Here is a 17726-nt window from a genome sequence, read left to right as displayed (position 1 = left end):
TAAAAAGCAACTAATGGGGTTGCAAATTGAAATAGATTATGGTCCGTTCGTCTAGGGGTTAGGACGCCAGGTTTTCATCCTGGTAACAGGGGTTCGATTCCCCTACGGACTACTTTTAAAACACATTTAAATAATAACTGAAATGGCAAATCATAAGTCAGCGTTGAAGAGGATTCGTAGCAATGAGACTAAGCGTCTTAGAAATCGCTACCAGCATAAAACTACCAGGAACGCGATCAAAAAATTGCGTGACGCCGATAAGAAAGAGGCTGAAGGAATGTTGCCTTCTGTGATTTCTATGATCGACAAATTGGCTAAGAATAATATTATTCACGATAATAAAGCTGCTAACCTAAAGTCAAACTTGACTAAGCACGTCGCAGCACTTTAATTTTAGCAGTGTTCAATTTATAAAAGAATGCTTTTCGGTCTCCGGAAGGCATTTTTTTGTACCCCTAATTCAGAATACCGAAACGCCGGTAAGGGTGGTAAATCTTTCCAGTGCCTTCATCCCAAGTTCTGAATTTCCCTTTTCGTTCAAAATCGGGCTCCAAACAGCTACTGAATAATTCTTTGGATGGATTGCGACGATTCCTCCACCAACACCACTTTTTCCGGGTAAGCCTACCTGGAAACTGAATTCTCCCGCTTCATCATAGAAACCGCAGGTCTGCATAAGTGCGTTGATCCTTTTGACGGTTTTAGGCTTTAAAATTTTCTCGTTGGTATCCAGTATCCTTCCCCTGTTGGCAAAAAGCATGAAAGCTTTGGAAAGATCTTCACAGGACATCGCCAGGGAACATTGGTGAAAATAGAAATCCACTATGGGTTCTACATCACATTTTATATTTCCAAGCGCCTTGATATAATTTACCAGGGCAATATTGCGGTAGCCAGTAGCTTTTTCTGAAGCAGCCACGGTCTTGTCATAATCTATATTCGGATCTCCGGTAATATGCCTCACGAATTCCAGCAGTTCTTTTTTAGGATCATCCAGTTGGTCTACCAGGATGTCTGAAATCACCAGGGCTCCGGCATTGATAAAAGGATTTCTAGGAATTCCGCTTTCGTATTCCAGCTGGGTAAGACTGTTAAAGGGATCCCCTGAAGGTTCAACATCTACACGGTCCCAAAGATCTTCCCCCATCAAGCGCATGGCCATGGCTAGGGTGAATACCTTGGAGATACTCTGAATGGAAAAGTTCTCCTTGCTGTCCCCAAAACAAAAATGTTGCTTATCCCCGCAATACACATGCATTCCGAATTTTTTTCGGTCTACTTTGGCGAGTTCGGGAATGTAAGAGGCTACTTTTCCTTTTACATCCCTGTAACTCATTTCATCGTGAATTGTATCAAGGATATGCTGGTAATCCATACTAATTTAAATCGGTTAAATCTGTTCCTGTCTCTATTTCGAAAGGTACTTTATCCTTTTTAAAAAGTCTCGCCTTTAGCTTCCCTTTTAACGTAACTTTATTATCCTTCAGCTCAAGCCAGCTGCCCTCCCTGAGGCCGATCACTGGTTGAGAATTGAGGCCGTGAAATTCCTTGATTCTAGTCTCCCTTGTTTCTCCTTTATGGGTAGAGCCTGGATCTGGATCGAGATAGTGCGGATTAATGTTGAAAGGGACCAATCCCAGGGTCTGGAAAGAAGGTGGATATACAATGGGCATATCGTTGGTGGTTTGCATGCTTAGGCCTCCAATATTGGTGCCGGCACTGGTACCCATATAAGGAGTGCCATTTTTAACCGCTTCTTTGATAACATTCATTACCTTATTCCGGTAGAGTTCCGAAACCAGTAAAAAAGTGTTTCCTCCTCCAGTAAATATTCCCTCGGCATTTTTAACCGCTTCAACCGCATCTTCAAATTCATGGATGCCTTTTAATTTTATTCCGGCCTTTGAAAATGCTTCGGCAGCCTTCGCGGTATATTCATCATGGGAGATTCCGCCGGGCCTGGCATAGGGAATAAATAAAACTTCTTCTGCATCTTTATAAAGTTCCGGTAAATGCGGGATTAGATATTCCAGGTAATCCTGTTCATGTAGAGTTGAGGTGCTGGCGAGTATTGCGTTCATGTTATTTTTTAGTGTAAATGTAGAGAATCACTGCGATTAAGAAAAGTTTGGCCATTTCTAAAGGCGAAATCGAAAATTTAGACGTTATAATTTACCGAATACTAACCGATTCAATTTGACCATTATAGATACTTTAAGGTTTCCGGCCTTGATCTGTTCATTATTACTTATGAGTTTTCCGGCTTTCTCCCAGGAGATCGAATGGCTGGAAGGCCGGGTGCAGGCAGATAGTCTTAATGTGAGTAATATCCATGTGGTCAACCTGAACTTTCAGACCGGTACCACCACCAATCAAGAAGGGGATTTCAAGATCAGGGCCCGGCTTGGAGATACTTTATTCTTTTCTTCCATTCAATTCGAAAACAGAAAAATTCAGCTTAAAAAGCAAGACCTTAAAGAAACCGGATACGTGGTCCAACTTTATCCAGCACGGAACGAACTAGAGGAAGTGCAACTTACAGACCTTAGACTAAGTGGTCATTTGGATGCAGACCTTCCAAAGATCGATTATTTCAAAAGGGAGAAGTATGGGATTCCCTATCCTGAAAGAAAACTTACCCAAACCGAGCTAAAACTATATACTGCCAGCGCCGGTATAAAAAGTCGCTGGGCTTACCTGGGCGTATTATTGGGTGGTGTGCCCTTGGATGTTATTATAAATGATATAAATGGCCGGACGAAGTATTTGCAAAATGTTCTGGATCTGGAGAAAATGCAGGCCAGGGTGCAAAAAGGAATCGATCTTTTGGGTGGAGATTTTTTTATTGAAGAACTGGAGCTTCCGCAGGCTGAGATAGAGAATTTCGTTTTTTACTGTGCAACGGATCCCAGGTTTACCAAGAACGTTCAATCATCAAATCCTTTAGACCTCATTGATTTATATGAGTCTAAAATAGAAGCCTTCATCAATCTAAGAGAACTAAATGCCAAAACAGAGAATTAATAAATCCCTAATCTTTCTCCTAATATGCTTTGGGGCTATCAAACTGGCTGCACAGGAAAGACGTATGCTGAATGGAAAGATAGCAGTAGACAGTATGCAATATGCCGGTGGTGTTCATGTGGTTAATTTAACTGCCGAGTTGGGAACTACGAGCAACGAACAGGGAGATTTCAGTATTCTGGCCAGGCCGGGAGACAGTCTTTTCATTTCTTCCGTTCAATATCAACATGAGCGGCTGGTAATTCAGGAAGCTTCTTTCCAGCAAACCTTGCTCATCGAATTGAAGGAAAAATTCAATGAACTGGATGAAGTAAGGCTGGACGATATTAAATTATCGGGAGTGCTTTCAGGAGATATCAACAAAGTTCCCGAATCTGTTTACGAAAAGCTGGGTATTCCTTTTCCCAAACCCAGGAGAAGTAGCCTGGAACTGGCCGTGCAATCTGCTACAGGAAATGGTAGTCCCATAGCAATTCTGAATCGTTTAAACGGTACCACCGAAAGACTGGAAAAAGCAGAAAGCAATAATAAATTGTTCCAGAAAGTGAATAAAGGCCTGGCATTGTTCGGCCCTGCTTTTTTCATGGAGAAATTTAAAATCGAAGAATCCGAGATCATAAACTTTCTTTATTTCTGTGCAGAAGATCCTGAATACACCAGCCATTTGCAAGCGGAAAGCATCTTTAAATTAATGGAACTATTTGAAAATAAAATAGTTTCTTTCAAAGAGTTGCGTGTACTGGAATAAATCACTTTTTTTGTGAAATCATGAAAAACATCAACATCAAAAAATCATTTTCAAGCATCAGATCGAAAAAAGGCCTGTGGAGCCTTTTCATTTTCATGCTAGTTTCAAATCTTACCGTCCAGGCGCAGCAACCCGGACTCCTGAAAGGAAAAGTACAGGCAGATAACGAAAATGTAGAAAAGATTCATATCGTAAACCTGAACCTGGAAAAGGGGGCAATAACAGGGAGTAATGGCGAATTTAATATTCTGGCGCAGGAAGATGATAGCCTGTATGTTTCTTCAGTACAATTTCAAAATAAGACAGTGCTGGTTACCCGCAGGATGATAGAGGAAGGTTCAATTACCATAAAATTGCAAAGTTCCGTGAACGAACTTGCTGAAGTGGTGATAGACGATATCCAGCTTTCAGGATATTTGGCAAACGACCTTTCCCAGATCTCCACCACCGAAGTGGAAAACAAATATAAACTGCAGAACCGGCTGGATGATTTCATCCAGAAAGACCGGGAAATGAATCCTTATGAGAAACCAGTACTTAATGGAGGATTAAGACTGGACCTTATTGCGGGCGCTGTAATGGATAAACTTGCCGGAAAAAATAAGGACGCTCCAAAGGAATATTCGCCACAAGAACTGGCCAATAAAAGTATTGCGATCGTAGGTAACGAATTCTTTAGAGAAGATCTTAAGCTAAAGGAGAACGAAATATGTAATTTCGTTTATTTTTGTACCGAGGATACCCGTTTTAAAAGACTGGTCATCAATAACAACGCCTTTGTCCTTATTGAATATTTTCAGACCAAGATCGAAGATTTCAGGGAGAGAAGAGGAGCTATTTTGAATAATCCCGTACAGCTACCCAGTTAAATTTCCATAAAAAATTAAACCTTTTCTATCCATTGGCGTCTAAAACTATGGAGATTTGAATAAGATCATTTTGGATTGGTTTTTGCTCTATTTATGTTAAAAATGAAAATGAAGAAGACTTTAGCACTTGTCTTTGGCCTTATACTGTTTAGTTCCTTCACGACCAGGGATCACGAAACTTACCTTAGCGTTACTGAAGTTGAATACAATGAGGAAGTTCAAAGCATCCAGATAATTTCCAGGGTTTTTATAGACGATCTCGAAAATGTTCTTAGCAAAAGATATCAGCAGGAAATCAGCCTGTCCTATAAAGAGGACCTGGAAAAGAACAGGGAGATAATTCAGAAATACCTGGAGAAGAAATTAAGGATTTCAGTTGAAGGCAAGGAGCAGAAATTGAAGCTACTGGGAAGTAAGTTTGACGCAGACCAGGTAGTTATGTTCATAGAGGCCGCAGGAGTTAAAAGTTTCAAAAAGGTTAAGGTTGAAAACCTAATACTTACAGACCTTTTTGATTCCCAGAAGAATATTGTTCATGTGAAGAAGGATAAAACTATAGAAAGTATGTTGCTGGTTAAAGGCAACGGGAGCCAGACGGTAAATTTTTAAAAAGCTTTCTTTAGTAGAAATTAAAATACCTATTTTTAGCAACCTTAAATTAAAACAAAGTAAATGAAGAAATTAAACATGCTATGCTCCGTGTTTTTAATGTTCGTTTTCGCAGGCGTATCTGCGCAGGAAGCGACCCAGGAAACAACACGGCAGGAAGGCCACACAAATCAAAACAAATTCAGGCAAATGTACCAGGAGCTTGCCACTCCAAACCAATATAGAACTGCATCTGGTGCCCCGGGACCGGCCTATTACCAGAATGAGGCAGATTATAAGATGGATATCGTTCTTGATGACAAGAACTCTGTGCTTACCGGTGAAGAAACTATAACCTATCACAATAATTCTCCACAGGATCTGGAATATCTTTGGGTTCAGCTGGACCAGAACATCAGGAAAAAGGATGCACCACAGAAAGATGGTGAGGGGATGGCTCCGGTAGCTACACCTGGTAGATTCGCTAATAAGTATATGGAAGAGCCATTTGATGGCGGATTCAATATCAAGGAAGTTTCCAGCAATGGTTCTCCTTTAAAATATACCATTCACCAGACGATGATGAGAATAGACCTGAAGCAGCCTCTTAAAGCCGGTGAAAGCTTTACTTTCGATATCGACTGGTCTTATAATGTGAATAATCACGTAACCAATCGTGCACGCTCTGGTTACGAATTTTTCCCTGAAGATGGAAACAAGGCTTATGTGATCGCCCAGTTCTTTCCAAGAATGGCGGTTTATAATGATGTAGAAGGATGGCAAAACTACCAGTTCTGGGGGAACGGAGAATTCGCGCTTCCTTTCGGAGATTATGAGGTGAACATCACTGTACCGGCAGACCACGTTATGGAAGCTACCGGTGAACTTCAGAACAGGAAAGAGGTTTACTCAAAAGAAATGATGAAGCGTTACGAGCAGGCAAAAAAGTCTTACGACAAGCCTGTAATGATCGTAACCCAGGAGGAGGCTGAAAAAGCTGAAAAAGGTTTTGCTGAAAAGACAAAGACCTGGACCTATAAAGCAGAAATGGTGCGTGACTTTGCATTTTCTACTTCCAGAAAGTTCATTCTTGATATGATGGCAGTAGATGTTATAGGTAAAGATGTGATGGCTGTTTCTCTTTATCCAAAAGAAGGTAACCCGCTTTGGGAAGAATGGTCTACCAAAGTTGTGGCTAGTACCTTGAAGAGCTACTCAAAACACACCTTCCAGTATCCTTATCATAAGGCTGTATCTGTACACGCCAAAAACCAGGGGATGGAATATCCAATGATATGCTGGAACTATGGTCGTCCAGATGAAGATGGGAATTACAGCGACCGTACCAAGTTTGGGATGATGAGTGTGATCATCCACGAGGTAGGTCATAACTACTTCCCAATGATCGTGAATTCAGATGAGCGTCAGTGGGGATGGATGGATGAAGGTATCAACACTTTCGTTCAGTATGTGGCAGAGCAGGAATTTGCCGAGGCCTATCCAGAAGCAGTTGCGCCAATGGATAAATATCCTTCCAGAAGAGGAGAGCCTAGCAAGATCGTACCTTATATGAAAGGTAATCAGGATTATATTTCACCAATCATGTCTAACCCTGAGCAGGTACACCAGTTAGGAAATAACGCCTACGGAAAGCCGGCAACTGCGTTGAACATTCTTCGTGAAACTATCATGGGGCGTGAGCTTTTTGATTATGCTTTTGCAACCTACTCTAACAGATGGATGTTCAAACACCCAACTCCTGAAGACTTTTTCAGAACTATGGAAGATGCATCTTCCGTAGATCTTGACTGGTTCTGGAGAGGATGGTTCTATACTACAGATAATGTGGATATAGGGATCAAGGAAGTGAATAAGTATTATGTAACCGATAAGCCTACTGAAAAAGGAAGGGAATTCTTAGAGCGTTACGGTACTTCTCCTGAAGAGACTAAAGCACTATATGTTGTGACCGAAGAAGACGCAGAATTCGACGAGAATATGAAAGAAAAGTCTCTTCTGGAGAGCTCTGAGACGCTTCAGGCTTATGTGATGGACAACTTTAGTGAGGAAGAAAGAAAGAACCTGAAAGCTCCTAAGTATTTCTACCAGGTAGTATTTGAAAAGCCGGGAGGATTGGTAATGCCGATCATCGTAGAGCTTACCTATGCTGATGGAACTACCGAAAAGCAGACCTATCCTGTACAAATCTGGAGAAAGAACGATAAGATGGTGAGCAAGGTGATCCCAACTAACAAGGAGATCACAAAGATCACTTTAGACCCAGATCTTGAAACAGCAGATGTTGATCTAAATAACAATGCATGGCCTAAGAAAGAAGCTAAAAATGAATTCGATGAATTCAAGGAAAGCTCTCAGGACTAAGCCTTTTTAAGTGATAATTATTTAAGCCGACTTTAACGAGTCGGCTTTTTTTATGCTTAGATTTGTATTTATATTTGTCCTGCTATGCACACGTTACCTTTATTTATAAGTGGAGCTGAAATTGCTTTTATCATGTTTATCCTGGTGATGGTATTTGGAGCCGATAAGATTCCGGATATCGCCAGAGGATTGGGAAAAGGAATGAAAGCGATACGAAATGCCTCGAACGATATTAAAAGCGAAATTCAGAAGAGCGCTGAAAAACAGGGTATAGATACAGATTTCACTAAGGACGTAAGAGGGGAGATCGATAAGGTGAAAGAAGATATCGAAGAGATCACCGGTTCGGTGAGGCGTAAGCCCTAATCTTATTTTTGAATGTGGGAGAAGATTCAGCAATGGGACCGGGAATTGTTCGTTTATCTAAATAACCTGGGAATAGAAAGATATGATGCTTTCTGGATCTTCGTTACCGACCCAAGGCACTGGATTCCACTTTACCTGTTATTTTTCCTGTTCTTTTTTCTCGCTTTTCACTGGAAAAAGGCCTCTTTTTCATCCCTGTTCCTGTTAGCCTGCGTTTTTAGTACATGGAGCTTTACCAACCTGGTAAAAGGAATAGCCCTGCGACTCAGGCCAAACAATACCCCCGAACTTACCGACCTTATCCGGATACTTCAGGAACCCACCAACTATAGTTTTTTCTCGGGCCACTCTTCAACCTCGTTTGCTGCCACCACTTTTGTGGTGCTGATATTATCCCAGAAAACCCGCTGGATCTACCTTGCCTATATCTGGCCAATAGTTTTCGTGACCAGCCGTATCTATGTGGGAGTGCATTACCCGGGGGATATAATCGTAGGAATGATCGTTGGGATCATCCTGGCGAACCTCTTTTATTTCCTTTACGTAAGATCTGGAAGAAGGTTTATCTAGCTTATTTTACCCTGGTAAGCGTCAATCCATCTCTTACAGGCAGGATCACCGTTTCCAGCCTTTCATCTTCCGCGAGGATTTTGTTGTATTCCAGTAATGCCAGGGTGGACTCATCTTCTTTTTTGACTTTTTCTATCACTTTCCCAGACCAAAGTACATTGTCTGAAAGAATGACGCCACCCGGATTCATTTTAGAAATGATAAGGTCAAAATATTTTGGGTAATTCGGTTTATCGGCATCTATAAAAACCAGGTCGAATTTCGAACCTATCTGGGGTACGATCTCGGTAGCATCGCCCAGGTATTGCTTTATCTGCTGGCTGTATTCAGACATTTCAAAATACTTCTTCTGAAAATCGAAAAGCTCCTCGTTCACATCTATGGTGTGGAGTATCCCATCGGCAGGCATTCCTTCTGCCAGGCACAGGGCAGAATAACCCGTATAAGTACCAATTTCCAGGATGGTTTTCGGCGTGATTAGTTTGGAGAGCAGACTAAGCACCCGGCCCTGGTAATGCCCGCTAAGCATTCTTGGCTGCATTACTTTTTGATTGGTCTCACGATTTAATTTAGCTAAAAGCTCCGGTTCTTTTTGAGAATGAGCAACGATGTATTCATCAAGTTCTTCAGGTAGAAAATGCATGCAAGGATTTTTTACAAAATTAAAGATTTTATGCGGTGTTTCAGAACTGGGTCATTTAAAACGAAATCGTATTTTTACAAAAAATTGAAATTATGCAGTTCGAGAATTCCAGGGAATTTGCGATACAATTAGATAAAGAAGATAAACTGTCTGGGTACAGGGACAAATTTATATTTCCGAAGGTCAATGGAAAAGAGGTTATTTACTTTGTAGGTAATTCACTCGGGCTTCAACCCAGGTCTGCTCAAAAATACGTGGATGAGGTGATGAAAGACTGGGCAGAACTTGCTGTGGAAGGACACTTCTATGCTGAAAAATCCTGGTGGGACTACCACGAGCGGTTTTCAGAAAAACTGGCTAGGGTAGTGGGGGCAAAACCTTCTGAAGTAACCGTAATGAATACGCTTACCGTGAATCTTCACCTGCTTATGGTCTCTTTTTACCGTCCTGAAGCTAAACGTTACAAAATCATTTGCGAGGAGAAAGCCTTTCCCAGCGACCAGTATATGATCTCCAGCCAGGTAAGGTTCCATGGCTACGATCCCAAAGATGCGATCGTAGAGATCAAAAAGCGCGATGGGGAAAATAATTTCAGGATCGAAGATATTCTTGAAAAGATAAAGGAGGTAGGGGACGAATGTGCCCTTGTCCTTATTGGTGGCGTTAACTATTATACCGGCCAGGTTTTCGACATGGAAACCATCACTAAGGCCGGGCATGAAGTTGGAGCATTTGTAGGCTGGGACCTTGCGCATGCTGCGGGGAATGTCGAGCTGAAACTAAGCGAGTGGAATGTAGATTTCGCTGCCTGGTGCAGTTATAAGTATATGAACTCCGGCCCGGGAAATGCTTCTGGTTGTTTTATAAATGAAAAGTACCATAACAAGAAAGATATACCAAGGTTCGAAGGCTGGTGGGGACATAATAAAGAGAGAAGGTTCCTCATGGAACCCGAATTCCAGCCAGAACCGAACGCCGATGCCTGGCAAATAAGCAATGCGCCTATCCTGGCCATGGCACCTTACCTGGCTTCACTACAGATGTTCGATGAGGTAGGTATGCCGGCGCTTATCGAAAAAAGAAATAGGATTGTAGCTTACCTTGAATTTATCCTTCACGAAATAGATAAGGAAGTTGAAAGCACTTTCGAGATCATTACTCCCGAGAACCAGGAGGAAAGGGCGACTCAGCTTTCGGTATTCCTGCATGGCGAGGGCCGGGAACTCTTTAATTATTTAATGGAGGAAGGAGTGATCACCGACTGGCGGGAACCAAATGTGATACGTCTGGCTCCGGTACCTTTTTATTGCTCTTTTGAAGATATGTACCAATTCGGGCAGATCCTTAAAAAAGGAATTCTTAACAAGCAGAAGGTTAGTAATTAATATAGATCCTGAAGACTCAGAATACTAAGGATATAAAAGTGATAATAATTGGAAATGAAAAAGGAGGCTCAAGGCCTCCTTTTTTGTTATATGTGTATTTATTATTCTACGGAGATATCTGAAAAATAAAGTTCAAAAGACCCATCTGGCGATTTGTGCATCTTCGAGATCTTCACTCCCTTAAAATCTTCGTAATCTTCCCAGGTGGTGGCCATTTCCCTGCCTCCGGCGGAAGCTTTATAAACCCATTCCCTGATCATAAAATCCTCATCGAAGTAGATATCATAACTGTCTCCCGGGGTGTAGCCTCCTTCTGAAGGATATTTTACCGTGAGCATCTGCATTTCATCCCCGCTTATGGGAGCCTTGGCTTTTTTTACTTCACTAAAATCTGCATCAGACCATTTTAACTGAAAAGGGAATAGCAACCAGTAAGAGTCGTTAACGAAGCGCTGGTCTATATATTCTTTTTCCTTGGCCAGGCTATCTTTTTGAATATAGCTCATAACAGAGTCTTTTTCCCGTAAACTTATCTTGTCGCTATCTATGTTCCAGGTCCATTCCCTTTTAGAGCGCAGGCTGTCGTTCACTTCTACGTTGAAGGTGAACTTGATCTGCTCAAGGCTATCGAACTCCTTAAAACCATTAGCCATGGCTATCTTTTCATGGGTTTCTAGGTTCGGAGCATTTTCCGGCTGTTCCTGTTTTTTCTTATGCTGGTTGCAGGAGATCAGGGAAACAGCGAGAAATGCTAATAATAATAAATTTTTCATGTGTTTGTTTTTTCTAAAATTACTAAATATTCGATTTACAGGGCCTTAATGCTCATTCCTCCATCGGCAACTATATTCTGGCCGGTCACAAAAGAAGATCTGTCCATAGCCAGGAAGCTAACGATAGCCGAGATCTCTTCAGGTTCACCCACTCTGTTTAATGGAGTGCGGCTCAAGATAGCTTCCATTCTTTTTCCATCTTCCAGGTAACCCTGCGTAAGTGGAGTTTTAATGAACCATGGTGATACTGCGTTCACCCTGATCCCGTCCCGGGCCCATTCCGCCGCCAGGCTTCGTGTTTGTTGTAAGAGTCCAGATTTAGACATTGCGTAGGGTGTTCCCGTTCCCACATCCTGGATCGCGGCAGAGGAAGCGATGTTTATCATCGAAGCTTTTCCTGATTCCTGGAGATAGGGATAAAGAACACGGCTAATCTCGAAAGGAGCGACCAGGTTTATCTCCAAAACTTTTCTGTATTCTTCTTCAGAATAATCCCTGGCTCTTTTTCGAATATTGATACCGGCATTGTTTACCAGGATATCCAGTTTTTTCCAATTATTAGCAACCCACTGGGCTAACTTTTCCCGGTCTTCCTGTTTCTCTGCATCGGCAACCAGGCCGGTGGCCTTATAACCCTGCTTACGCAATTCTTTGGTAAAATTATTTATATCCTCTTCATTTCTGGCGGTGAACATCACTTCAGCGCCAAGTTTCAGGAATTCCATTACACAGGCTCTGCCAATACCCTTGGTTCCGCCGGTGATCACGGCTTTCTTACTTTCTAGATCCCACATAGATTTGATTTTATTATAAATGAAAAACCCCTTGATCTCTCAAAGGGTTTTATAAAATTTCAATTTTACTACAGTCGCCTTCCGGTTAATAGCTTATATAATATTAAGATAACGGCAAGCACTATTAAAATATGGATAATGCTTCCCAGGTCTGGAAATGCAAAATATCCTACAAGCCATCCAATCACCAGTAATACGATAATAAGCCAAATTAAATCTCTCATGTTAGGTTGTTTTATGGCGGCACCAGGGCCGGCCGTTGGTTAATATTAAATGTTAGTTAGTTTATTCTGTTGAACAGTTCTTCTACGAATTTAGATAATAGATAAACCTGCCTTGGCTCATTTAACCTTGATTTAACTTTGGATCCTAAAAATCAGAAGGATGGCTAATGATCCTTTTTGCCCTTTTTCTAATTTTCTCCAATTCTTCCGGATCCTTCTTATCCAGTAGGCTGTACATCATATTCATTCTTTGGTTGTCTCCAAAATAGTCCCGATTAGAATCCAGAAAATTCCAGTAAAGACTGTTAAAGGGGCAGGCTTTTTCTCCCAGTTTTTCCTTTACCTTGTAATGACAATCCTTGCAATAATTGCTCATTTTGTTGATATAGCTTCCGCTGGAAACATAAGGTTTGGTAGCTACGATCCCGCCATCGGCGAATTGGCTCATTCCTCTGGTATTGGTGATTTCTACCCATTCTATGGCATCTATATAAATACCCAGGTACCATTTATCAACTTCATCTGGATGGGTTTCTGTAAGCAGTGCATAATTACCGGTGATCATAAGCCGTTGTATATGGTGGGCGTAAGCATTTTCCAGACTGCCCTTGATGCTATGGTGCAAACAATTCATCTTTGTCTCGGCATTCCAGTAAAATTCTGGAAGCTCATTTTGATTACGTAGCTTATTAGATCTTCGATATCCCGGCATCTCTTTCCAGTAAATACCTCTCATATATTCACGCCAACCCAGGATCTGCCTCACAAAACCTTCTATCTGGGAAATATCTATTTCATCTTTATGCTCGTAATAATAATTGGTTGCAGAATCGATAACCTCTTTAGGACTTATCATTTTGGTGTTAAGACTGAAAGATATCCTGGAATGGAACAAATAATCCTGATCTGTATGCAAAGCATCCTGGTAATCTCCAAAATGTACGAGCAGGTTTTTACAGAAGTAGTTCAGGACCGAAAGGGAATCTTCCCGGCTGGTAGGCCAGTTGAAGTTCTTTTCCTCGATGCTCCCCATGGTTTTGATTCCGGCTTTTTCTATTTCCTCCAGAATTCCCGAAACATCCTTTCTGAAGCCTCGCTCATGCGGAATTTCAGGTTCGCCGTCCCATTTTTTTCTATTGGATTTGTCGTAGTTCCATTTACCGCCTTCGGGATCTTTTGAATTGGTCATGAGGATTCCGTGGTTCTTCCGCATATCGCGGTAAAAATACTCCATCACCAGTTGCTTTTTTCCTTCGTAAAACTTTTCCAAATCATCTCTCCTGGTGTAGAAATGTTCGGTATCAAAAGCCTCTGATTCGATAGACAGGTTTTCGCATATCTCTTTAAGCTGCTCATCGAGCCGATATTCGTCTGGGAGCTGGTACTCAAATTTTTCGAAGTTATGGTCTGCGATCAACTGTTCCAGGTTTTTACCAAGATCCTGCTGGTTGTTCTTATCATTTATTTTCATATAGATCACCTGATGATCTCTTTCTTTAAGATGATCGGCAAAATTTCGCATGGCACTAAAAAAACCAACAACCTTCTGAATATGGTGTACTACATAATCTGTTTCCTGGCGCATCTCCATAAAAACATTGGTGATATTTTCCTGGTCGTCCTTGTACCAACTGTGGTGGTGGTTTAACTGGTCGCCGAGAATGAGTCTTAAAATCTTCAATTTTTCAGCCATAAATCCTGATATTCATTATTTGGGTCGTAGCGGTCTGCCTGACTTTTTATGTTGAATTTTCTATCCCGCGGGTCGTTGCCTACGCCGCTGTTGTACATCCAGTTTCCCCAGTTGCTGTGTACATCGTAATCTATGAGCAGGCTTTCAAAATAGGCGGCTCCCATGCGCCAGTCCTGCTGCAGTTCTTTGGCCCAGAAACTGTTTACGTTCTGTCGCCCACGGTTACTCATGAACCCGGTGGCCGCTATCTCTTTCATGTTTGCATTTACAAATGGCTCGCTTGTTCTGCCCGATATCCATTTCTCAAACCTGTCCGTATCCTGTCCCCAGGAGAGCTCCTTTTCTAGGATACCATCTATTTTAAAGATCTTATTACCGTGTTTAAGGGATACATATTTGAAAAAATCCCTCCAGATCAATTCGAAAATGAGCCAGTAAGTGCTTTGGTTGCTGGTCACTTCTTTTTCGTATTTCTTCACCTGCTCATATACCTGTCTTGGAGAAATAGAGCCATTGGCCAGCCAGGCAGATAATTTGGAGCTGTATTCGGTTCCAATTAGTCCGTTCCTGGTTTCCTTGTATTCCGAAAGATTTTTTGAGTTCCAGAAATATTGCTGGATACGTTCTTTAGCCTCGGATTCACCTCCCTTAAAAGGAAAGGCTGATCTCTGGTCTATTTCAAAATCCTTCAATCCTAAATCCTCCAGGTTCGGAATTTCAAGGTTTTTATCAATTTGGAAATTATCTGAGAGGACGGAAGGAGTTTCTAGGCATTTTCTTACTTCAGCATTTTTTTCGCAGGCTTTTCTGAAATCGGTGAAAACCTTAGGAATATCCTGGAAAGATTCAAAGGGAATATCTTCAGGGTGATACAGGAACTGCTGGTAGTATGAATTATAATTTAGCTTGCCGCAGTTTTTCCTTATACCATTTTCAACCTTCTGTTCTTCGGCTGTCCATTCTTTCTGAAAATAAATGCCATCTATATCATATTCTGAGGCAAGCTTAGGGATGATCTCTTCTGGCTTTTTTTGAAAGATTAACAATGGAATATTAATATCTCGCAGGTTTTTTTGAAGTTCCTCTAGCGTTTCTATCAGGAATTTAGCCCTGAACTTTCCCGTTTTTGGAAATCCATAATTCGTTTTTTCAAAATGTCTTGGGTCAAAACAATAAACACCAAGTATCCGGTCATTTTCCTTGCAGGCATTAAGTAGAGCCTCATGATCTGAAATCCTTAGATCGTTCCTAAACCAAACCAGTCCGTTCTTCATTTTTTATTTTTTCGGCATTTTTCACTGCAATATTTTACATTCTCCCAGTCTTTTTCCCATTTTTTACGCCATTTAAATGGCCGCTGGCAAACCGGGCAGATCTTTTCTGGGAGATGTTCTTTTTTTCTCAATTCGATTCCTTGCTAAAAAAGGATTTTACTTCCTGATTAGGTCTGGCATAATGAAACCTGTCCAGTAAACTAGGCAGGGAATAGCCATCCAGACCATTTACCGCGACCGTACCAGCATCGTCCAGGCGCAGCCAGCCATCTGGCATTTGAATTCCTTCGTCGAAATAGAGATGCTCGATAGATGCTACCAGCAGGAGGGTGTCATTTTCCTTGATATGGTATTCGTTAAGAAATTTACAGCCCAGTTTTATTTCAGATTGTTTTACATAGGGAGCATGAAAGTCATCCAGGTATTCCTCAGTAAGGCCCGTCTTATGGAATTCTGAAATTTCCTCGTCATATTTCGCGGCAGTCTGGTGGGCCTGCTCGATCATTCTTTCGTGAATATGGTTCACCGTGAAATAGGAGGTTTCCTTGATATTTTTATAAGTATTGCGGGCAACGCTTAAAGGCCGGGTAACGAATCCCAGCATGGCCGGGTTACTTCCCATATGCGTCACCGAGCTGAATACGGCTACGTTGGGATTACCCGTTTTTGATTTCGTTGCGATGAGGTTGGCAGATTTATACCCGGTGGAGCTGTTGATTAAATTCAGGCGGAAGATCTTTTCCATTCCTTTGATGTCTTCGGAGCTAATATGTTTCATAAAAAAAGGCCAGTTTTTAACTGACCTTAATTTATAGATTGCCAGCCTAAAAGGCTGTTAATGTATTTTTAAATTAATCCTGATTTTCCATTTTATTGATGGCCATCTCATATTCTTCCATGGCTTCTCTAACCTGGTCGATATTGTCTGAAGCTTTTTGATGGGCATCTTCCATTACTTTTTCCAGATTCTTATCTGGATGCTGAAATAAATCGGTGATCACATGATTAATTTTATCAATAAGACTACTCTGAGTATTCTTGATATCTTCCAGTTTGTTTAACGTAGACCTCATGTGGTCAAGTTTCGCCTGATCCATAATTTATATGTTTTAGTTAATCTAATTTACCTTAACATTCAGTTGGTCCAAAAATTCTTAACAGCTTTTAAACCAGCTTTATAATAAAATTATGAAACTTTTTCCTCTTTATAAACAGGATAATCTGTATATCCTTCTTTTCCAGTGGTGTAGAAGGTGTCTTCATCATATTCTGCCAGAGGCCAGTTGTTCTCAAACCTTTTTGGAAGGTCTGGATTCGATATGAAGAGCTTTCCGAAGGCAACCAGGTCTGCATGCCCGTCTTCGATCACCTTGTTACCAGATTCCCTATCGAACCCATTATTGATCATTAAAGTACCCTTGTAGATCTGTCGGTAGCGCTGGGCGATCTCGGTCTCCAGGTAAGGCACGTCGCTTACGTCTGTAAATGGTTCGGAAAGATGTACATAAGCCAGGTCGTAGGCGTTCAGCTTTTCTATGATATAATCGAAGGTCGCGATACTGTCTTCAGTGGCGGTAATTCCGAAAGATTTATGCAGGGAAGGATTGAACCTGCAGCCTATCTGGTTCTCCGGCCACACCTCGGCTACCGCCTCCAGCACGTCGAAAAAGAACCTTGCTCTATTGGGAATGCTGCCCCCATAATCATCGGTTCTCTGGTTGGCGTTCTTGTTAAAGAACTGGTGAAAAAGGTATCCATTAGAGGAATGGATTTCTATCCCGTCAAATCCCGCATCTTTGGCCATCTGGGCGGCGTGTTTGAATTCCTGGACAGTTTCCTGAATCTCCTGTATGCTCATGGCTTTGGGTTCGGTAGTTTCTTCGAAACCTTCTGGAGTGTATACCTTGGATTTTGGATTTACGGCACTTGGGGCTAAAGGTTTATCCCCGTTATGGAATTTAGGATGGGAGATCCTTCCCACATGCCATAGCTGGATAAAGATCTTTCCGTTTTCTTCATGAACCGCATCGGTCACTTTTTTCCAGGCTTCTTTTTGTTCGGGGGTATGAATTCCTGGGGTGTGCACATATCCAACGGCACGGCTCGATACCTGGGAACCTTCGGTGATGATTAGGCCGGCGCCGGCACGCTGGGTGTAATATTCCACATGCAAATCTGTAGGCGCTTTTTCTTCATTATCGGCACGGCTCCTGGTCATGGGAGCCATCACTACCCGGTTTTTCAGGGTCATGTTGCCCAGTTTATAGGGCTGCAGCAGGGCTTGTTTTTCTTCTTTCATCTTATTTCTTTTCCTAAAAATACCAGTTCCGGAGATTTATGGCTGTTAATTAAATTGTAAATGAGATCTGGTGAGGGATAATCTGGCTATTAGC

General features: G+C 41.7%; 21 protein-coding genes and 1 tRNA gene. 10 read left to right on the top strand and 12 right to left on the bottom strand.

From position 1 onward, the window contains the following. Nucleotides 1-40 precede the first annotated feature (40 nt). Nucleotides 41-112, top strand: a tRNA-Glu gene (locus tag FLP08_RS03225). Nucleotides 113-142: 30 nt separating this feature from the next. Further along, entirely contained in the window at nucleotides 143-391 is a 249-nt protein-coding gene (gene rpsT / locus FLP08_RS03220) for a 30S ribosomal protein S20 (protein WP_156273977.1), read from the top strand. 69 nt (nucleotides 392-460) lie between these two features. On the opposite strand, the gene FLP08_RS03215 is transcribed toward rpsT, so the two are convergent. Continuing rightward, a complete protein-coding gene (locus tag FLP08_RS03215; protein WP_156273975.1) occupies nucleotides 461-1375 on the bottom strand; it encodes a glutaminase in 915 nt (304 codons plus the stop codon). A 1-nt stretch (nucleotide 1376) separates the two neighbouring features. Continuing rightward, entirely contained in the window at nucleotides 1377-2081 is a 705-nt protein-coding gene (gene pepE, locus FLP08_RS03210; RefSeq protein WP_156273973.1) for a dipeptidase PepE, read from the bottom strand. A 115-nt stretch (nucleotides 2082-2196) separates the two neighbouring features. Between pepE and FLP08_RS03205 the strand changes: the two genes are divergently transcribed. From FLP08_RS03205 to FLP08_RS03175, 7 genes are all read left to right on the top strand, one after another. Continuing rightward, complete coding sequence (locus FLP08_RS03205) at nucleotides 2197-3024, top strand: BamP family beta-assembly machinery protein (protein ID WP_156273971.1); 828 nt, start codon at nucleotides 2197-2199, stop codon at nucleotides 3022-3024. Beyond that, entirely contained in the window at nucleotides 3005-3772 is a 768-nt protein-coding gene (locus tag FLP08_RS03200) for a BamP family beta-assembly machinery protein (RefSeq protein WP_156273969.1), read from the top strand. Before FLP08_RS03205 ends, FLP08_RS03200 begins: the two co-directional genes overlap by 20 nt. A gap of 20 nt (nucleotides 3773-3792) precedes the next feature. Further along, on the top strand, nucleotides 3793-4641 hold the full coding sequence (locus FLP08_RS03195; protein ID WP_156273967.1) for a BamP family beta-assembly machinery protein: 849 nt from the start codon (nucleotides 3793-3795) through the stop codon (nucleotides 4639-4641). A 108-nt stretch (nucleotides 4642-4749) separates the two neighbouring features. Beyond that, a complete protein-coding gene (locus tag FLP08_RS03190) occupies nucleotides 4750-5250 on the top strand; it encodes a DUF6702 family protein (RefSeq protein WP_156273965.1) in 501 nt (166 codons plus the stop codon). Between the two features lie 63 nt (nucleotides 5251-5313). Next, complete coding sequence (locus tag FLP08_RS03185; protein ID WP_156273963.1) at nucleotides 5314-7611, top strand: M1 family metallopeptidase; 2298 nt, start codon at nucleotides 5314-5316, stop codon at nucleotides 7609-7611. Between the two features lie 84 nt (nucleotides 7612-7695). Then, the gene (locus FLP08_RS03180; protein ID WP_156273961.1) at nucleotides 7696-7977 is read left to right on the top strand and encodes a Sec-independent protein translocase subunit TatA/TatB; all 282 of its coding nucleotides are present in this window, start codon (nucleotides 7696-7698) and stop codon (nucleotides 7975-7977) included. A 12-nt stretch (nucleotides 7978-7989) separates the two neighbouring features. Then, the gene (locus tag FLP08_RS03175; RefSeq protein ID WP_156273959.1) at nucleotides 7990-8547 is read left to right on the top strand and encodes a phosphatase PAP2 family protein; all 558 of its coding nucleotides are present in this window, start codon (nucleotides 7990-7992) and stop codon (nucleotides 8545-8547) included. A 1-nt stretch (nucleotide 8548) separates the two neighbouring features. On the opposite strand, the gene FLP08_RS03170 is transcribed toward FLP08_RS03175, so the two are convergent. Then, a complete protein-coding gene (locus FLP08_RS03170; protein WP_156273957.1) occupies nucleotides 8549-9190 on the bottom strand; it encodes an O-methyltransferase in 642 nt (213 codons plus the stop codon). Between the two features lie 92 nt (nucleotides 9191-9282). On the opposite strand from FLP08_RS03170, the gene kynU reads away from it, so the two are divergent. Beyond that, entirely contained in the window at nucleotides 9283-10575 is a 1293-nt protein-coding gene (kynU, locus tag FLP08_RS03165) for a kynureninase (protein WP_156273955.1), read from the top strand. A 101-nt stretch (nucleotides 10576-10676) separates the two neighbouring features. On the opposite strand, the gene FLP08_RS03160 is transcribed toward kynU, so the two are convergent. From FLP08_RS03160 to FLP08_RS03120, 9 genes are all read right to left on the bottom strand, one after another. Next, entirely contained in the window at nucleotides 10677-11348 is a 672-nt protein-coding gene (locus FLP08_RS03160) for a hypothetical protein (protein WP_156273953.1), read from the bottom strand. 35 nt (nucleotides 11349-11383) lie between these two features. Further along, nucleotides 11384-12142 carry an SDR family oxidoreductase gene (locus FLP08_RS03155; RefSeq protein ID WP_156273951.1) on the bottom strand — a complete coding sequence of 253 codons (759 nt, stop codon included), beginning with the start codon at nucleotides 12140-12142 and terminating at the stop codon, nucleotides 11384-11386. Nucleotides 12143-12210: 68 nt separating this feature from the next. Then, nucleotides 12211-12366, bottom strand: a complete 156-nt coding sequence (locus tag FLP08_RS03150; RefSeq protein WP_011710576.1) for a lmo0937 family membrane protein — start codon at nucleotides 12364-12366, stop codon at nucleotides 12211-12213. A gap of 145 nt (nucleotides 12367-12511) precedes the next feature. Further along, the gene (locus FLP08_RS03145; protein ID WP_156273949.1) at nucleotides 12512-14059 is read right to left on the bottom strand and encodes a cryptochrome/photolyase family protein; all 1548 of its coding nucleotides are present in this window, start codon (nucleotides 14057-14059) and stop codon (nucleotides 12512-12514) included. Continuing rightward, a complete protein-coding gene (locus FLP08_RS03140; RefSeq protein ID WP_156273947.1) occupies nucleotides 14044-15333 on the bottom strand; it encodes a DASH family cryptochrome in 1290 nt (429 codons plus the stop codon). Before FLP08_RS03140 ends, FLP08_RS03145 begins: the two co-directional genes overlap by 16 nt. After that, nucleotides 15330-15464, bottom strand: coding sequence for a DUF2256 domain-containing protein (locus FLP08_RS03135; RefSeq protein WP_156273945.1), 135 nt, complete (start codon nucleotides 15462-15464; stop codon nucleotides 15330-15332). Before FLP08_RS03135 ends, FLP08_RS03140 begins: the two co-directional genes overlap by 4 nt. Beyond that, entirely contained in the window at nucleotides 15461-16111 is a 651-nt protein-coding gene (locus FLP08_RS03130; protein ID WP_156273943.1) for a flavin reductase family protein, read from the bottom strand. The genes FLP08_RS03135 and FLP08_RS03130 overlap by 4 nt, the downstream gene beginning before the upstream one ends. Before the next feature lie 73 nt (nucleotides 16112-16184). Continuing rightward, nucleotides 16185-16430, bottom strand: coding sequence for a hypothetical protein (locus tag FLP08_RS03125; RefSeq protein ID WP_156273941.1), 246 nt, complete (start codon nucleotides 16428-16430; stop codon nucleotides 16185-16187). An 89-nt stretch (nucleotides 16431-16519) separates the two neighbouring features. After that, entirely contained in the window at nucleotides 16520-17632 is a 1113-nt protein-coding gene (locus tag FLP08_RS03120; RefSeq protein WP_156273939.1) for an alkene reductase, read from the bottom strand. Between the last annotated feature and the right edge of the window lie 94 nt (nucleotides 17633-17726).

Source organism: Christiangramia aestuarii (assembly GCF_009735585.1).
GTDB classification, from domain to species: Bacteria; Bacteroidota; Bacteroidia; order Flavobacteriales; family Flavobacteriaceae; genus Christiangramia; species Christiangramia aestuarii.
This window is presented reverse-complemented; position numbering and strand designations above follow the sequence as displayed.

Excerpts from the sequence above, each read along its gene's own strand:
- rpsT (WP_156273977.1), top strand. The coding sequence starts at position 143 with ATGGCAAATCATAAGTCAGCGTTGAAGAGGATTCGTAGCAATGAGACT.
- FLP08_RS03215 (WP_156273975.1), bottom strand. The coding sequence starts at position 1,375 with ATGGATTACCAGCATATCCTTGATACAATTCACGATGAAATGAGTTAC.
- pepE (WP_156273973.1), bottom strand. The coding sequence starts at position 2,081 with ATGAACGCAATACTCGCCAGCACCTCAACTCTACATGAACAGGATTAC.
- FLP08_RS03200 (WP_156273969.1), top strand. The coding sequence starts at position 3,005 with ATGCCAAAACAGAGAATTAATAAATCCCTAATCTTTCTCCTAATATGC.
- FLP08_RS03195 (WP_156273967.1), top strand. The coding sequence starts at position 3,793 with ATGAAAAACATCAACATCAAAAAATCATTTTCAAGCATCAGATCGAAA.
- FLP08_RS03190 (WP_156273965.1), top strand. The coding sequence starts at position 4,750 with ATGAAGAAGACTTTAGCACTTGTCTTTGGCCTTATACTGTTTAGTTCC.
- FLP08_RS03185 (WP_156273963.1), top strand. The coding sequence starts at position 5,314 with ATGAAGAAATTAAACATGCTATGCTCCGTGTTTTTAATGTTCGTTTTC.
- FLP08_RS03180 (WP_156273961.1), top strand. The coding sequence starts at position 7,696 with ATGCACACGTTACCTTTATTTATAAGTGGAGCTGAAATTGCTTTTATC.
- FLP08_RS03175 (WP_156273959.1), top strand. The coding sequence starts at position 7,990 with ATGTGGGAGAAGATTCAGCAATGGGACCGGGAATTGTTCGTTTATCTA.
- FLP08_RS03170 (WP_156273957.1), bottom strand. The coding sequence starts at position 9,190 with ATGCATTTTCTACCTGAAGAACTTGATGAATACATCGTTGCTCATTCT.
- kynU (WP_156273955.1), top strand. The coding sequence starts at position 9,283 with ATGCAGTTCGAGAATTCCAGGGAATTTGCGATACAATTAGATAAAGAA.
- FLP08_RS03160 (WP_156273953.1), bottom strand. The coding sequence starts at position 11,348 with ATGAAAAATTTATTATTATTAGCATTTCTCGCTGTTTCCCTGATCTCC.
- FLP08_RS03155 (WP_156273951.1), bottom strand. The coding sequence starts at position 12,142 with ATGTGGGATCTAGAAAGTAAGAAAGCCGTGATCACCGGCGGAACCAAG.
- FLP08_RS03150 (WP_011710576.1), bottom strand. The coding sequence starts at position 12,366 with ATGAGAGATTTAATTTGGCTTATTATCGTATTACTGGTGATTGGATGG.
- FLP08_RS03145 (WP_156273949.1), bottom strand. The coding sequence starts at position 14,059 with ATGGCTGAAAAATTGAAGATTTTAAGACTCATTCTCGGCGACCAGTTA.
- FLP08_RS03140 (WP_156273947.1), bottom strand. The coding sequence starts at position 15,333 with ATGAAGAACGGACTGGTTTGGTTTAGGAACGATCTAAGGATTTCAGAT.
- FLP08_RS03130 (WP_156273943.1), bottom strand. The coding sequence starts at position 16,111 with ATGAAACATATTAGCTCCGAAGACATCAAAGGAATGGAAAAGATCTTC.
- FLP08_RS03125 (WP_156273941.1), bottom strand. The coding sequence starts at position 16,430 with ATGGATCAGGCGAAACTTGACCACATGAGGTCTACGTTAAACAAACTG.
- FLP08_RS03120 (WP_156273939.1), bottom strand. The coding sequence starts at position 17,632 with ATGAAAGAAGAAAAACAAGCCCTGCTGCAGCCCTATAAACTGGGCAAC.